The organism is Pseudomonas sp. FH1 (assembly GCF_000510895.2).
GTDB lineage: Bacteria > Pseudomonadota > Gammaproteobacteria > Pseudomonadales > Pseudomonadaceae > Aquipseudomonas > Aquipseudomonas azotoformans_A.
Genome location: NZ_AOHM01000052.1, coordinates 1 through 16,198, shown reverse-complemented (window position 1 = coordinate 16,198; position 16,198 = coordinate 1). Strand labels below are relative to the sequence as shown.

General features: G+C 58.7%; 13 protein-coding genes. 5 read left to right on the top strand and 8 right to left on the bottom strand.

The window, feature by feature from the left end; all coding sequences use genetic code 11:
* Positions 1 to 11: 11 nt before the first annotated feature.
* From H096_RS16735 to H096_RS16705, 7 genes are all read right to left on the bottom strand, one after another.
* Positions 12 to 1,547 carry an MFS transporter gene (locus tag H096_RS16735; RefSeq protein WP_033900094.1) on the bottom strand — a complete coding sequence of 512 codons (1,536 nt, stop codon included), beginning with the start codon at positions 1,545 to 1,547 and terminating at the stop codon, positions 12 to 14.
* A gap of 102 nt (positions 1,548 to 1,649) precedes the next feature.
* The gene (locus H096_RS16730) at positions 1,650 to 2,570 is read right to left on the bottom strand and encodes a LysR family transcriptional regulator (protein WP_033900092.1); all 921 of its coding nucleotides are present in this window, start codon (positions 2,568 to 2,570) and stop codon (positions 1,650 to 1,652) included.
* A 52-nt stretch (positions 2,571 to 2,622) separates the two neighbouring features.
* Entirely contained in the window at positions 2,623 to 3,249 is a 627-nt protein-coding gene (locus H096_RS16725) for a TonB family protein (RefSeq protein ID WP_033900090.1), read from the bottom strand.
* Positions 3,250 to 3,348: 99 nt separating this feature from the next.
* Entirely contained in the window at positions 3,349 to 4,197 is an 849-nt protein-coding gene (locus H096_RS16720; protein WP_033900088.1) for an ABC transporter permease, read from the bottom strand.
* Positions 4,198 to 4,208: 11 nt separating this feature from the next.
* Positions 4,209 to 5,060 (bottom strand): ABC transporter ATP-binding protein, encoded by an 852-nt coding sequence (locus tag H096_RS16715; RefSeq protein ID WP_033900086.1) that lies wholly within the window; start codon positions 5,058 to 5,060, stop codon positions 4,209 to 4,211.
* Position 5,061: 1 nt separating this feature from the next.
* Positions 5,062 to 6,087 carry an ABC transporter substrate-binding protein gene (locus tag H096_RS16710; RefSeq protein ID WP_033900084.1) on the bottom strand — a complete coding sequence of 342 codons (1,026 nt, stop codon included), beginning with the start codon at positions 6,085 to 6,087 and terminating at the stop codon, positions 5,062 to 5,064.
* Positions 6,088 to 6,101: 14 nt separating this feature from the next.
* A complete protein-coding gene (locus H096_RS16705) occupies positions 6,102 to 6,995 on the bottom strand; it encodes a TauD/TfdA family dioxygenase (protein WP_033900082.1) in 894 nt (297 codons plus the stop codon).
* 367 nt (positions 6,996 to 7,362) lie between these two features.
* Between H096_RS16705 and H096_RS16700 the strand changes: the two genes are divergently transcribed.
* The 5 genes from H096_RS16700 to H096_RS16680 all read left to right on the top strand — a co-directional run bounded on the left by H096_RS16700 (position 7,363) and on the right by H096_RS16680 (position 13,943).
* Positions 7,363 to 8,073, top strand: coding sequence for a GntR family transcriptional regulator (locus H096_RS16700; RefSeq protein WP_033900080.1), 711 nt, complete (start codon positions 7,363 to 7,365; stop codon positions 8,071 to 8,073).
* A 316-nt stretch (positions 8,074 to 8,389) separates the two neighbouring features.
* The gene (locus tag H096_RS16695) at positions 8,390 to 9,148 is read left to right on the top strand and encodes a DUF3050 domain-containing protein (RefSeq protein WP_033900078.1); all 759 of its coding nucleotides are present in this window, start codon (positions 8,390 to 8,392) and stop codon (positions 9,146 to 9,148) included.
* Positions 9,145 to 10,092: a diiron oxygenase gene (locus H096_RS16690; RefSeq protein ID WP_033900076.1), complete on the top strand. Its 948-nt coding sequence runs from the start codon at positions 9,145 to 9,147 to the stop codon at positions 10,090 to 10,092. Before H096_RS16695 ends, H096_RS16690 begins: the two co-directional genes overlap by 4 nt.
* Entirely contained in the window at positions 10,089 to 13,466 is a 3,378-nt protein-coding gene (locus H096_RS16685; RefSeq protein WP_033900074.1) for an amino acid adenylation domain-containing protein, read from the top strand. The genes H096_RS16690 and H096_RS16685 overlap by 4 nt, the downstream gene beginning before the upstream one ends.
* Positions 13,467 to 13,484: 18 nt before the next feature.
* Positions 13,485 to 13,943: an SRPBCC family protein gene (locus H096_RS16680; protein ID WP_033900072.1), complete on the top strand. Its 459-nt coding sequence runs from the start codon at positions 13,485 to 13,487 to the stop codon at positions 13,941 to 13,943.
* 45 nt (positions 13,944 to 13,988) lie between these two features.
* Here the strand turns inward: H096_RS16680 and H096_RS16675 are convergent, their stop codons facing one another.
* The gene (locus tag H096_RS16675; RefSeq protein WP_033900071.1) at positions 13,989 to 15,869 is read right to left on the bottom strand and encodes a methyl-accepting chemotaxis protein; all 1,881 of its coding nucleotides are present in this window, start codon (positions 15,867 to 15,869) and stop codon (positions 13,989 to 13,991) included.
* Positions 15,870 to 16,198: the final 329 nt, after the last annotated feature.

Below are 16,198 nucleotides of genomic sequence, written 5' to 3'. Positions count from 1 at the left end.
AGTCCTTTCTATCAAGTCGGTGCGCGGGGCGGAAACATCCGCGTGGGCATCCAGAAAATCAGCAGGATCAACGCCACTGCGACCGCAGCCATGACGTAATACAGATCCGAAGAAGTCAGCACCACGGCCTGCTCGTGCAGGCGGTGCGCCAGGCCCGGCGCGTCGCCTTCAGCCAGGGGCGAGTTACCCAGGCGGTCCACCAACATGGTCGAGTGGAAGTGCAGGCGTTGGGTGGTCAGCGTGTCGATCACGCCGGTCGCAATCACGGCGGCGAGGCCCTTGATGGTGTTGAACCAGGCGGACGCGAACGGCCCGTCCATGGGCTGGATGCTGCCGGTAGAAAGCATCAGCAGCGGCAACACGGCCATCGGTTGCCCGAAAATCTGCAACAGGTACAGGCCATAGAAATCGTCGCGAATCCACTCCGAGGTCAGGTGTGCACTGCCCACGCAGCACAGCACCAACATGCTCAGTCCGATCCCCAGCACCCAACGGCAATCGACCCAGCGCAGGTTGCACAGCGCCGCCACCAGCGGCAGCGCGATCAACTGTGGGATCGCCATCAGCAGCATCACCGGCGCGGTTTGCAGCGGACGGTAACCCTGGACCTGGGCGAGGAAGCTTGATGGGATGATGATCACCGACGTCAGCACCATCAGCACGCCCGCCAGCACGATCAGGGCGAATGACAGGTTGCGCAGGCCGAGCATCTGCAATTTGAAGAACGGTATCGGCTGCGACCACTCATTCACCATGAACAGCACCAGCAATAGGCTGCCGCCACACAGCAGGAAGGTGATCAGGCCCGACTCGAACCAGTCCAGCCGATTGCCTTGCAGGATGCCGATGACCAGCATGCAGATCGCCGGGAAGCCCAGCAGCAAGCCACGCCAGTTGAACTGCTTGAAGCGCTCCAGGCGCAGCGGATCCTGCGGCAGGCCGTAGGCCACGGCAACCATGGCCAGCAGGCACGGCGCGACGATTTGCCAGAAAGCCCACTGCCAGCCGACGTACTCGGTCCACAGCGCCGCCAGGGGCGTGCCGAGGCTCGGGCCGAAGGTGGCCGTGAGCGCGTAGCCGGCCAAGCCGTACAGTTTCACGTTGGCCGGCAGGAAACGCAGGGCCACGGTCATCAGCATCGGCGGCAGCGCGCCACCGGCCAGGCCTTGCACGGTGCGCAGCACCAACAGGCTTTCGTAGTTCGGCGCGAACGGACACAGGATGCCGAGCACAGTGAACAGTCCGATGGCGCACAGCGTGAAGCGACGCAGCGAAAAGGTCACCGAACACCAGGGCGCAAACGCCATGGCCGCCACGGAAGTCGCGGTGTAGGCCGCGACCAGCCAGGTGCCTTCGTCAAAACCGATGTACAGCGCACCACGGATATCCGCGAGGGCCACCTTGGTGACCATCTCGTTGAGGCCAGAGACCAGCACCGCCAGCAACACGCCGACCAGCCCGACGATGATGCGCGGGCCGAATACGGGTGGGGTCATGGCAGTGGGTGTGGCTGCGGCCGCAAGGGTGGGGGCAGCGAGGGAGGTCATGAACAGGTAACTCGAAATGTTAAATACCTGAGCAGTTTAATCAGGCAAACACATGACAAAAAGTTACTTGTTGGAAGGATATAAGTGCGTCAGGCGCAATGATCAGACTGGCTGCGCTTCAAGCCAGGTGGCGTGGCAACTCTCGCGCATGGTCTCGCGCAGCCATTTGTGAGCAGGATCTTTGTCGAATCGCGGGTGCCAGGATTGGGCCAAGACCAGCGTCGGCAGGGAGATCGGCAACGCGAACGAGCGTAGGGGCAGTTTTAGGCGATTGGCGCTCAACAGCGCTTCCTTGGGTACCGGCAGCAGCAGGTCGGAATCGGGCAGCATGAACATCGCGCCGTGAAAGCCAGGCGCGATCATCGCCACGCGGCGCTCCAGGCCCTGGGCATTCAGCGCGGTGTCGATCGGCCCACGGGCAATGCCGCGCCGCGAGATGCTGATATGGGAATAGCTGGCAAAGCGGGCGGCGGTGATTTCTTCGTCGAATAACGGATGGTCTTCCCGCGCCAGGCCGACAAAGGTGGTGGAGAACAGGTTCTGCACCTTCACTTCTGGGGTGACCGGCATGGTGTTGCTCACGCGCAAATCCAGGCGGCCTTCACGCAGGGCTTCGTCGTCGGTGTCGCCTTCGGGCACGAAGCACAGCTCGCACAGCGGGGCCATGCGCTCCATGGTGTCGAACAGGCGACCGCCATACACGCCGATGAAAAAGTCATTGGCGCGTACGCTGAAGCGACGGCGCAATGTACTCAAATCCACTTGGTCCGCCGAACGGAACAGCAGCGCCGCCTGTTCCACCACGTTGCGTACCTGGCCTTGCAACTGCAGGGCCTTGGGCGTCGGCACCAGGCCGCGACCGGCGCGCACCAGGATCGGGTCACCCACCGCTTCGCGGATTCGCGTAAGGGTGCGGCTCATGGCCGCCGGGCTGAGGTTCATGCGGCGCGCGGCGCCAACCACGCTGCCTTCGTCGAGCAACGCATCAAGGGCGACCAGCAGGTTCATGTCCGGTAGTTGCATGCCAAGCACTCGTGACCCGTAGAGAGTGAACTGGGCGCAATCGTAGCAGGCTTTACAGGTAGCGCTTCACGTTACGGGGCAGGTAGTCCGCGTAAGCAGCTTTGGGATGAGCCTGGCATTTGCGCACGATGTCCGACAGGGAGTTTTCCAGTTCGTCGGCACGGGCCAGTCCTTCGTTGTAGTCGCTTTTACCGCTTAACGCCGGAAACATTACCGCCACACGGGTAATGGCAAAGCTCTTCATGGCGATCAACGGACGGGTGGGATGCTCACGACGGAACTGGCTGACTTCTTCCGTCAGCGCGCTGCAGGATTGGTAGGTGGTTTGGGTGAAGGTCAGTTGAGTCGTTTCTTTCTTCGGTGGTTCGGGCGTGAAAATCATATCGTTCTGCGCGTCGAGCACCGCCGGCCGATCGGTAGTGACCGTCCACGGCTTGAAGCGCCAGAGTGTAGCCGCGGCCACGGCAGCTTCACCAAACGCCGGCTTGGTGGCGCTGAGCGCTTTGACATCACTGACCGTACCGTCGTTGTGAATATTCAAGCTGATGCGTGCATGCCCTTGGGTGAAGGTCAGGTGACTGGGATAAAGCGGCTTGGGCATGCTGACCACCTCGGGCACAAACTCCGCGAAGACCGAGGTCGACAATAGCAAGGCTGCTGCCAAGACAAAAAACCGCATCGTCGTAAATCCTTTTACCGAGTACGCCTGACGCCAAGGCGGCGTCAGATTCGGCCGGCATTATCGGGCTCACGTCGGGCAAAGAGCAATCATTCCTGTTTAGCGCTGCATCCCCCAACGCTTCACAGTAAGGCGCTCGACGGTGTCAAACACCAGGTTTTCCACCATCAGGCCGATCAGGTTCACCACCGCCAGCCCGGCAAACACCTTGTCGGTATACAGCTCGTTGCGGTTCTGGAAGATGTACCACCCCAGGCCGCCCTTGCCACTGGTGGCCCCGAACACCAACTCGGCGGCGATCAACGTGCGCCAGGCAAATGCCCAGCCGATCTTGAGGCCTGCGAGGATCGACGGCAGTGCCGCCGGGATCAGGATGAACAGCACAAAACGCATGCCCTTGAGGCCATAGTTGCGCCCGGCCATGCGCAAGGTTTCGGACACGCCGAGGAACCCGGAATAGGTGTTGAGCGCCAGCGCCCACAACACCGAGTGCACCAGCACAAAGATCAGGCTGTTCTGCCCCAGGCCGAACCACAGCAGCGCCAGCGGCAACAACGCGATGGCGGGCAGCGGGTTGAACATCGAGGTCAGGGTGCTCAGCAGATCGCGGCCCAGTTGGGTCGACACCGCCAAGGTGGTCAGGGCGAACGCCAGCACGATGCCAATCAGGTAACCCTTGATCAGCACCACCAGCGAAATGCTTACCTTGCTCAGCAGTTCGCCGCTGAGCAGGCCGTCATAAAGTGCGGCCGATGTCTGCAAGAAGCTCGGCAACAGCAAGTCATTGTTCTGATAACGCGCAACCGCTTCCCAGAGGATCGCGAGCACGATCAGGATCAGGCCCTTGCGCAGCCAGCCTTGTTGCCACAGGCGTTGGCGCAGGGGCAGTTCGCGCTCCACGGGAACGCTGAGCAGTGGTTCGAGCGTGATTTCATATTCCTGGCGCATGGATGTTCCCCTTAATACGCGATGCGGATATCAGCGAAACCCAACTCACGTTCGGCCTCGGGCGCTTCATCGAACAACAGGCGATGAATGCGTCGCGCCGACGCCTGGAACTCCACGCCACCGAGGCTGTGCAGGTCGTATTGATGGCTGTGGATTTCCGCGCGTACGCGCCCAGGATGGGGCGACAGCAACAGGATACGGTTGCCCACTACCAGCGCCTCTTCGATGGAGTGAGTCACGAACAACAGGGTGAAACGCACTTCTTCCCAAAGCAGCAGCAGTTCTTCCTGCATCTTGCGCCGGGTCAGGGCGTCGAGGGCGGCGAAGGGCTCATCCATCAACAGGATTTTAGGCTGCATGGCCAAGGCACGGGCGATGGCGACACGGGCCTTCATCCCGCCGGAAAGCGTGTGGGGATAGGCGTCGGCAAACGCCGTGAGGCCAACTTTGTCGAGGTAGTGCAGCGCGCGCTCTTCGGCTTCAGCGCGCTTCAAGGTTTTCGAGGCCAGCAGTGGAAACATCACGTTCTGTTTGACGGTTTTCCACGGCGGCAACTGGTCGAACTCCTGAAACACCACGATGCGGTCCGGGCCCGGTTGCTCGACCTTTTGCCCGAGCAGACGGATCTCACCTTCGCAGGGCTTGATAAACCCGGCGATGGACTTGAGCAAGGTGGATTTGCCACAGCCCGACGGACCGAGCAGCACATAGCGGTCGGCGGGATCGATCTCGAAACTCACCTGATGGGTGGCCCGCACCACGCGCTCGGGGGTGCGGTATTCCAGGCTGACGTTATCCACCGCCAGTAACGGCAAGGCGGTGTTCAGGTTGCTGGCCGTGTGGCCTTGCAAGGGCGCGTTCATCTCAACTTCCTTGCAGGGGCTTGGCATCCTGGAAGAAGTAGTCCTTCCACGATTCAGGCTTGTTCTTGATAGCGCCGACGCGGTAGAGGAATTCCGCCAGCGGATAAGTATTCTTGGGCGTGACGCTGAATTCGAACTGCGGGTTGTCGATGATTTTCAGCAGTTCGGCACGGTCAATCTTGGCCTTGGTCACGCGGATATAGGTGTCGGCCGCAGCCCCTTTGTCGTTCTGGGCGAACTGCGCGGCTTCGGTCAACGCCTCGACGAATGCCTTGTAGGTTTTCGGATTGTCATTGCGGAATTTCTCGGTGGCGAACAGCACCGTCGGCGAGTTCGGGCCGAGCAAGTCGTAGGTGTTCAGCACCACATGCACGTTCGGATTGGCCAGGGCCTGGTCCTGGAACGGCGGGTTGGAAAAATGCCCGGTCAGCTCGGTGCCACCAGCGATCAGGGCGGCGGTTGCATCCGGGTGCGGGACGGCGACGGTGTATTTGTCGAGGCGATTGAATTCCTTGTCGCCCCACTGTTTGGCGGCGGCGTATTGCAGGAAGCGCGACTGCACAGAAACGCCTACCGCAGGCACCGCGATGCGGTCCTTCTCAGTGAAATCGGCGATGGTCTTGACCTTGGGATTGTTGCTCACCAGGTAGTACGGGAAGTTACCCAGGGACGCGACGGCCTTGACGTTCTGCTTGCCGTGGGTGCGGTCCCAGATGGTCAGCAGCGGGCCAACGCCAGCACCGGCAATGTCGATGGAACCGGAGAGCAGCGCGTCATTGACGGCGGCGCCGCCGGACAGCTGAGTCCAGTCGACCTTGATGTCGATGCCTTCCTGCTTGCCGTATTTTTCGATCAGGTTCTGATCGCGCACCACGTTGAGCAATAGGTAAACGATGCCAAACTGTTCGGCGATACGGATCTCACCTTCGGCCTGCGCGGCTGTCGGTGCAGCAAGGCTGCCAGCCAGCAGGCTGACGCCCAGGCCGACAGTCGCGGCCAGCCGTGCGAATGGAATTTTCCTGGACATGGTCGTGCTCCGAATCAGAAAGGCGCGTCGCCCTGGATGGTGGTGCGAAACAGCTTGCGGCGCAGATGGCTCGGGCAACCGGCGGCCAGGTGGATCAGCGAGCGGTTGTCCCAGAACACCAGGTCGTGGGGCTGCCATGGGTGGCGGTAGATGTTTTGCGGCAACACGCTGTGGGCGTAGAGCTGGGCCAGCAGGTCGCGACTTTCGTCTTCCGGCAGGCCGACGATGCGCGTGGTGAATCCTTCACTGACGAACAGCGCCTTGCGGCCGCTTTCCGGGTGGGTACGCACGATGGGGTGCACCACTTCCGCAACCTGGGCAAGCTGCTCGGGGGTCAGTGTGGGGCGCCAGTTGCCTTCGAATTTGGTTTCGCTGTAGCGCGCGGTGTAGGAATGCGCGGCGCTGCGGCCTTCAACGGCGGTGCGCAGATGCGCGGGCAGTTGGTCCCAGGCTTTGTGCATGTCGGCGAACAGGGTGTCGCCACCTTCAGAGGGCAGCTCTTGGGCGTAAAGCATCGAGCCCAGGCTCGGCAGTTCTTTATAGGACAGGTCCGAATGCCAGAACTTGCCGGCGTCTCCCAGGCCGATGGATTGACCGTTTTCGATAATGTTGGAGACGATCAGGATTTCCGGGTGGTTGGCCAGCAGGAATTGCTTGAGCACGTGGATCTGCAGCACACCGAAGCGGCGGCTGAAAGCGATCTGCTGTTCGGGGGTGATGCGCTGGTCGCGGAACACCACGACGTGATGGTCCAGGTGCGCGCGGTGGATACGTGCAAAATCCTGGTCGTTGACCGGTCTCGACAAGTCCAAGCCTATGATCTCGGCGCCGACGTTGCCGGGCAATGGACGAATCTTGAAGGTTTGGGCGGTAGCGTTCGCTGTTGGAACAGTAGAGGTGGCGGACATGAGGTCACTCCCGGTCAGACAGGAGATTGACTTTATAGATATAAGAACGGCTATTTAAATACCGTTAATGAATATCGATATGCGGGAATGTTCCGGCCCAACCTCACGCTGCTTGGCCCTGGGGAATAAATTACAGCAGTAAAGTGTTCAGTCCATAACACCTGATGCTGCAATTGTCGGCGCTTGAAGCAGGCTGGATGAACTTGGATGCGTAAGGCGCCATAAATGCTGGCTGTGGGCGCTGGGAGCGCTATGTTGAAACGCTTACAAGCCGAAACTGTGCCCGTTTGACAAGCTTACGGGCAGTCTCTAGTGTGCATTGGATCCAATTAGCCACGTCCATTCGAATAAGGAGGATAGCGTAACCGTGACGCAGAAGCCGACCCCTTTGAACAGCATCAAGATCAGCGGACCTATTCCCGCCCATCTCGCGCGTTCCGTAATTGAAGAAACCTTACGCAACGCCATCCTGGATGGTCGATTGCCCTGTGGTACTGCCATGCGCCAACAGGAGTTGGCCAGCCTGTTCGGGGTCAGCCGCATGCCGGTGCGTGAAGCCTTGCGCCAGCTGGAAGCCCAGTCACTGCTGCATGTAGTGACGCACAAGGGCGCCGTCGTTGCTCCGTTGATCGAAGACAACTCGGCCGAGACCTATGAACTGCGGATGTTGCTGGAGTCTGAAGCGTTGCGCCTGTCGATTCCCTTGCTCACTGACACCGATATCGTCGAAGCGGAGGCCTTTATTTGTGCCCTCGAACAAGAAAAAGACTACTCAGAGATAGGACGCCTCAATCGCCTGTTTCACATGGCACTTTATGGCAAAGCCCCGAACCAACGGCTGCTCAAATTGGTGGAGCACGGTTTGAACGAAGAGGAGCGTTTCCTGCGTTACAACCTTGAGGCCATGGGGCTGGGCGAGACATCCCAGGAAGATCACCGCGAACTACTGAACCTCGTGGCGCAGAAAAAAACCCAGGAAAGCATCCTGACCCTGCGTAACCACTTGATGCGAGGCATGGAGGTGATCACGGCATACCTCAACGGCTTGGGTGCCCCCGCCAAGAAAGGCACGCACTAAGGCGTCATCTCCTGTTGCGGGGCGAACCAAGTAACGGTTGGCGCCCCGCCCCGAAGAAACTTCCCACTTCCAACAAAGCAACTAGATTACAGCAAATATTATTTAGCAAAACTTCTAACACATTTGTATGCCCGCAAAGTTGTTTAATCCGCTTATTATCTTTTATTACTAAACCAGACACTTCGCTAGACGTTGCAGCGCCCATATCGAGTCCTCCTGCACGCCAGCAACTGGTCTACTGCCACTCACCTCTTGCCAACTACAAATACTCATCGCTGTTTTTCACAGCAGACGCGGCAACTTATAGGCACCAACCATGCATCAACCGTTACTTGAAACAGCAAAACTTCAGTTATGCGGGCATTCGTTATTTTCAGAAATAACTTCCCTGCGAAAGTTACAACTTTTTATGGAAAGCCACGTATTTTCTGTCTGGGATTTCATGACCCTCGCTAAACGCCTGCAACAGGACCTGACCTGCACTCGCCTGCCCTGGCTACCGCCTGCCGACCCACACGCAGCGCGCTTGATCAATGAGGTCATACTGGGTGAGGAATCAGACCTGCATCCCGAGACAGGCTATTGCAGCCACTTCGAACTCTATCTGGAGGCCATGGCGGAGGTAGGTGCCAATACCTCGTCGATCAACCGCTTCGTTGCGCTGCAACGTCAAGGCCTGGAAGCAACTGCCGCCTTGCAGGCGATCGAGGTCCTTCCCGGCGTCGCTCGCTTCGTCAGCGATACATTGCAGCTTGCGCTAAATGCGCCTATCCATTGTGTTGCGGCAACCTTCCTGCACGGTCGCGAGCATGTCATCCCAGGGATGTTCGAGCGCATCCTGCAATCTGATGAGTTCATCCATCGCCAGGCGCCTACCTTGTGCGCCTATCTCAAGCGTCACATCGAACTGGACACCCAAGATCATGGACCGGCGGCAGAGCAGTTGCTCGAACGCCTGGCCAACGCTGACCCGGCATACCCGCAACAGGCCAACGACGCCGCGCTCGCTGCCGTGGAGGGGCGTATCGCGTTGTGGGATGAGGTTCGCGCCTCACTGCAGGAGGTGCACCCATGAACGCCACCGACTACCAACCCATTGCCCACGACTGGGAGCGCCGAGCAACCATTCGCACACGCCCGCGCCGCTTGCTGGAGAGCGATGACAAGCTGATCTATCCCCTGTGCCGCCAGCCCTTGGTACTCAGTGCGACCTTACTTGAACACTGCCCGCAGTGGCGCGATTTTGTACTGGTGCAGAGCTTCTACAAATTCATCAACGACGTGGTGATATTCGAGACTGAGATCGTCGACGAGACTGCACGCAGCATCGCCAAGAATCGCTTTTCGGTGCACTTCCCGCTGATCTGCCGTGTTGATGCAATGACTGTCGTTGTGGACGAGGACTACCACGCATTGGTTGCGCTGGATTTCCTGCAGCAAACCGTGGCCATGACCGGTATACAACCCTTGGAACTGCCGAGGGAAATCGAATTGAGCCGCGCACTGCCGGCGGCACAGGCACAGGCGCCAGCCCACCTGCGCGATGCCGTCGCGTTGATTGGGGTGGCCATTGCCGAAAACACGGTGACTCACGATGTGGCCGCGTTCTCCAAGGACACCAGTGTCAAAGCTTCCATCCGCGGCCTGATGGCCGACCACCTATTTGATGAAGGCCGCCACGCACAATTCTGGGTACGGCTCGTACGCTTGTACTGGCAGGCCGCGAGCGCGGACGACCGCAACAGCATTGCCAAGGTGCTGCCGGTTCTACTGGCCCAGTACCTGACGAACGACCTGCAAAAAGACTTCGACCTGTACGTGATCGAACATCTCGACATCAGCACCCACCTGCGCAGCGAATTACGCGATGAAGTCGCGGCGCTGGCCTTCCCCATCACACGTCAGCATCCATTGATGGCCAATATTCTTGGCTTCCTCCAACACAGCGGTTTGCTGCAAACGCCGAGTGTGGCGCAAGCGTTGAACGACTACTTGCCAGCGTCCGGGAGGGTGGCATGAGGCGACTGACTATCAGCTTTGCCGGCGCCAGCAACGCCTTGCGCGCTGTCAGGCAGGAGTTGGAACAGTATGGGCATATCTCGAGTGATGAAAGCATCGACCTGTGGATCGAAGACGGCAGTCAGTCGCTGCAAGACCAAAATCATCACACGCCAGGCTTAAGTCTACGCCTTGGGGTTGGCCCGTTAACCGGCTATGGGCTGCCCACTCTGCAGCTGCGCGCCTATGGACCCGGCCGACAATTCATGGCTGTACTGAACATCGCCGACGAGCCCAGTGGAAATGGCCAGAGGCTCCGCCAGCAGGTAACGCATGCGCTGGTGGAATGGGTCGCGCTGCACGTCAGTGATTTCGCACGGGACTCTGGGCAGTTCACGTTGAGTGGCGTCGCCAATGACTGGCCTGAACAAGGTCTGGAAGTACTGGAGGCGCTGGCATTCAACCACCGCTTCAACGACACCGCAGACCCTGCTGTGATAGAGGAGGCCAGGTTGCCGTTGATCAACCGGTTGCAGGCAAGTTTTTACACTTTCGCAGACCGGGCCGCCTTGAACATAGGTGCCAGCGAAGTGACCTATCGTCACCTGCATGCTCGGGCCTCAGCAATCCAGCAACAATTACGTCCCTTACTGGAGACTGCGCAGACGCCAGCAGTCGTGGGGGTGTGCCTGGAAAAATCTATCGAACTGTATGCCAGCATTCTTGCGGTGCTGGGCTGCGGCGCAGTGTACCTCCCGCTGGATCCGGAGCACCCGACTCATCGCCAGCAGACCATGCTCGACATCGCAGGCGCTCGGGTATTGCTGGATACCGGCCAGCACCCATTACGCGGGCGTTTGACTTCATTGGATGTCAGCAGCAACGACCACCGCGACGCCGCCATCGCACGCCCATTGGTGCACGTCCGCCCTCATATCGATGCGCCCTGCATGATGTTTTTTACATCAGGCACCACCGGCCAACCCAAAGGCGTGTTGCTCAGCCAAGCCAACCTGGCACATTTCACAGCATGGTTCAGGTCCTGCGTGAGCCTGGATGAACAGGGGCGCGTCTTGCAGTTCTCGCCGCTGAGCTTCGATTCATCACTGATCGATATTTTCCCCGCCCTGATAGCGGGTGCCACGTTGATTGTCCCCAGCGCAGAACAACGACAAGACCCTCAGCAACTGCTGGATCTTCTCCATCGGCAGCGCGTCACCCACGCCTTTCTGCCGCCTGCGCTGCTGAGCATTCTGCCGCTCGGTCAACCGTTGGGCCTGACGCACCTGCTGACCGGAGGTGATGTGTGCGAACCTCATGTGATCGAGCATCTGGCGAAGCAGTGCCAGCTTCACAACCTCTATGGGCCTACGGAGGCCACGGTGCTGGTCACCCATCGGACGTTGTGCCCCAGTGACAGCAACCGCAATCTCGGCCACCCCATCGCCAACAGCCAGGTTCTGATTCTTGATGAACACCGGCAACCGGTGGATGAACAGGTGATGGGCGAGGTGTATATCGTCGGCCCTGGCGTGAGCCTTGGGTATGTAAACGCGCCACCACAGGCCAGCAGCCCTTTCGTGGAGCTGGCAATCCCAGGAGGCCAGCCCTTGCGTGCCTACCGTAGCGGCGACCTGGCACAGTGGACTGCCGATGGGATCGTGATGGGGGGGCGGCGTGATGATCAAGTGAAAATTCGTGGTTTTCGGGTCGAGCCGCAGGAGATTGAACAGTGCTTGCGCAACAGCCGGTTGTACCGCCAGGTGGCGGTGGTGATCGACCATGACCGCAGGATCCGTGGCTTTGTTGCCCAACCTGAACTAGGGGCTACCATGGCGGCCCTGCAGCAACACGCGCGACAGTGGCTGCCGGACTACATGCGACCCGGTTTCTGGGACGTTTTGCCACGCATGCCGTGTTCCAGCAACGGCAAAATTGACCGCTCGGCATTGCTGGCAATACCGCTCCAACCTACTTTGCAGACTGCCCGGAGCGCCGCACAAACCCCGCTTCAGAGCCAATTGACCTGCTTGTGGATCGAGCTGCTGGCGTTGCCCGTGGAAGAATTGTCTATCGACGAAAGCTTCTTCGACCTGGGCGGCCATTCGATTTTACTGTCGACCCTCTTACTGCGTTTTCGCGAACAATTCGGCCGTAGCTTCTCGCTGAATCACTTCATTGAGGCGCCGACGATTCGTACGCTCGCAACATTGGTGGAAAACGGCGAACCACCCGACGCCCCCTACAGCCAGGCGATTCGCGACTCTCAACAAGAGTGGCCACTCAACACGCTGCCCGCGGCTTGCGTGGGCGATCCTTACAAAATGATCGTTACGGGGGCCAACAGTTTTGTGGGTGTCCATATCGTCGAAGCATTGTTGGCCACTGGAGCAACCGAGATAGCGTGCCTGATACGCGAGAAACCCGGACAGTCGGCAATGGCGCGATTCACCCAAGCGTTACACGAGTATCGCCTGGAACATCTTGACCTGAGCAGGGTGCGGGTACTTGCGGCTGATATCAGCCTGCCTCGATTGGGTTTGGCCAACGATACCTATGAGACCCTCGCTAAACGTTTTGGCGTACTGGTGCACAACGCGGCACAGGTCAACCACGTCAAGGACTACGCATCACTGACCAGGGACAACGTTGACCCCATACTTGAATGCCTGCGTCTGTGTGAGACGCACTGTAAGAAGGTCTTCAACTTCATCTCAACACTGTCAGCTTCTAGCAGTATCGACGCCCAGGGCTATGTCCTCGAAGCGCCCGCCGCGACCACGCTGCCGCTTTACATCAAGAATGGCTACAACCTGTCCAAGTGGGTCGCCGAACGGCAATTGAGGCGCGCTGTGGAACGCGGGGCCTGGGTGAACATCCATCGTCCCGGCAATATCAGTTTCAACAGCCTTACAGGCGTCTGCCAACCGCAGAAAAATCGCCTGATGCTGATGCTCAAGGGGTCACTGCAATTGGGCCTGCTGCCACGACTGACGTTGAACTTCGACCTGATGCCAGTGGACTTTCTGGCTCGTTTCATCGCGTTTCACTGCGACCGTTTTCAAGCCGATCGGAGTGTGTTCAACCTGCACAACCCGCAGCCTTTGAGCTGGGCGCATTACTTGGACGCCTTTAGCCGGGCGGGGCACCGTTTCAGGCGGGTGAGCGTTGCGCAATGGCAACAGTCGCTACGAACGGTCAGCCAGGACAACGCACTGTTTGGCGTGCTGGGTTTTTATCTCGACCGTCTCGACGAAGATATCGGTGACACCTCAATGATTCGTCACGCCAACGCGCGACAGGGTGTACAACAAATGGGGGCCCACTATCCCGAAAAAGACTCGGCGCTGTTGAGTAAAGGCTGCAACTACCTCGAGGCCATCGGCTTTCTTTGAACGCCTCAGGACAACCTTATGAAAGCGCTGCAACCCGATACGTTAATTCGCAACCCGAACGGCCTGCCGATAGTGGCATGCGTCGTGGTCGAATGCCCTGCCCCTCGCCTGTGGGACATGGTGGGACAATTTGCCCGATTCGATGTGTTCATTCCTGACCTGACGCATATCGAAATGAGGGGCACAGGTGTGGGCGCCTTGCGTACAAAGCTATTCCGCGATGGCAACTGTGTGGTGGAGCAACTTAATAGCCGGGACGAGCAGGCCATGCAAATGACCTGGACCACGATCTACAACACCCTCGGTGTGGCCAGATTGTGGGCGGCGATCCGTGTGGAAGCCCTTGGAGCAGCGCGTTCCAAGGTGACATGGACAATCATTGCCGAGCCCATTGACAGGGCAAACACAGGGTTTGAACAGTTCGTGCAGGACTTCGCCGATAGCGCACTGGAAAATCTCCGCCGGATACTTGGCTAAGTGGCAGGTGCGAGATGACTCGCTCCTGCCTGATTGATCAGCGGATCAGATCTTGAAGCTATCAACCAATTGCTTCAATCGATTAGCCTGTTGCGACAACGCATCGCAATCTTTCAGGGTTTCATTGAGATTGGTCACGCCCTGCTGGTTCAGCAGATTGATCTGGTTGATATCCACATTGAGGGTTTCCACCACGGCCGTCTGTTCTTCAGTAGCTGCAGCTACGGACTGGTTCATGCCGTCGATCTCAACAATCCGCTGTGTCACGCTGACCAGGCGCTCACCGGCCTGGTTCGCGACCTGTACGCTTTCTTCGCTGGAGGCCTGGCTGGCATTCATGGTGGTGACCGCTTCACGCGAGCCCACTTGCAGCGAAGTAATCATTTTGTGGATCTCCTCGGCCGACTCTTGAGTGCGGTGAGCCAGGTTGCGAACCTCGTCAGCGACCACTGCGAAACCTCGACCCGCCTCACCGGCACGGGCCGCCTCGATGGCGGCGTTGAGTGCCAGCAGGTTGGTTTGCTGCGAGATACCTTTGATCACATCAAGAATATGGCCGATGTTGTCGGTGCTGGCGTTGAGCGTCTCGATCTGGGTGCAGGACAGGCTGATTTTCTGCGACAGCTCCGACATTGCAAGGATGGTTTGATCCACCACTTTGCGCCCGTCGTCGGCTTGCTCACTGGCGCCGCTGGCGTGCTGTGAAGCATCAGCGGCGTTACGTGCGATTTCCTGGGTGGCAGCGCCCAGTTCGTTGATCGCGGCAGCCACACTATTGGTACGCGCGCTTTGCTCGTCAGAACCAATAATCGAGGCATTGGACGAGGCCATTACGCGTTGGGACAAATCGTGGACCTGACGGGTTGCGGAAGACACTTCCGAGATCGAAGCGTGGATGCGTTCTACGAACTGATTGAAGGCACTGCCGACTTCGCCGAACTCGTCCTTGCTAGTCACAGCGAGGCGACGGGTCAGGTCGCCCTCACCCTGGGCAATGTCTTGCATCGCTACACCCATGGTGGTGAGCGGGCGCAGCAAGACTTGAATCAGCAAGCTCAGGAGCACTGCAATCGCAACCACGGCGATCAACATGGCAATCAGTGCAGACGTGCGGAACTTGCCTAACGGTGCGTAGGCTTTGTCTTTATCAATCGACAGACCGATGTACCAATCTGCACCGGGTAAACCACTGATAGGAGTGAACGACAGGATGCGGTCCTGGCCATTGAGGACAACGTCCTGGTTCACCTTCTCGATGCGTACCTGGGTGCCGGGGTAGATGTCCTTGAGGTTCTTCATCACCTGGTCCTGATCAGGACTGACGATGACTTGGCCATCGCCGCTGACCAGGAACGCATGGCCGATACCGCCGAAGTCTACCGAGTTGATGATCTTCACCAGGGTCTGCAGGCTCAGGTCGCCACCGACTACGCCGAGCAATTCGCCATTCTTCTTCACCGGCATGGCAATTGTCACGATCTGCCCACCCACTGCAGCCATGTAGGGGGGTGTGAGCATGGGTTTGTCTGCAGCCACCGCCTGCTTGTACCAGGGACGCTGACGGGGGTCGTAGCCGTCAGGCATTTTTGCGTCCGGACGCTGGGTGAACACACCGTTGGTTTGGCCAACGTAGGTGAATTGGAAGTTTGAGGTAAGTGCCGGTTGATCGACTAAGCCAGGCAGATCAGCTCCACTGCCTTGGTGAGCGACGTTTTGCGTGAGACTTTCAAGCACCAGTATTCGACCGCTAAGCCAGTTCTGCACACTGCTGGCGGTGAGCTCACCGGATTGTTGGATGGACGACTCCAGGTTCTGCTTGATGGTACTGCGTTGCAGGTAATCGTTGTAGAGGGTGAATAACGCGAAGGCTAGAACCACGACGCCTGACGCGGCCAACAGAATTTTATGACTGAACTTGAGATTCATTTCATCGACTTCTTTTGCCAAAGGGGGGTGAGCGTGCCGAGTGGAACATTCCATGTAACGGTATAGGCGGACTCTCGGGCCGCTCTATTTCGGTGCACGCATGGCTCGTCAGGCTTTCGGCCAAGGTTTGGCAAATCTTAGGTATTTGTGAGGCATTTCCTGTTTTTACGTAGGAAACCGACCGGCGGTACATGTATGCGGCGGGGTTACCAAGCGTGGTAATTTTTGGCCCTAAACGACAAAACCCCTGTCTGCGTTAGCAGACAGAGGTTTCGGAATTCAATCTTGACGATGACCTACTCTCACATGGGGAAACCCCACACTACCAT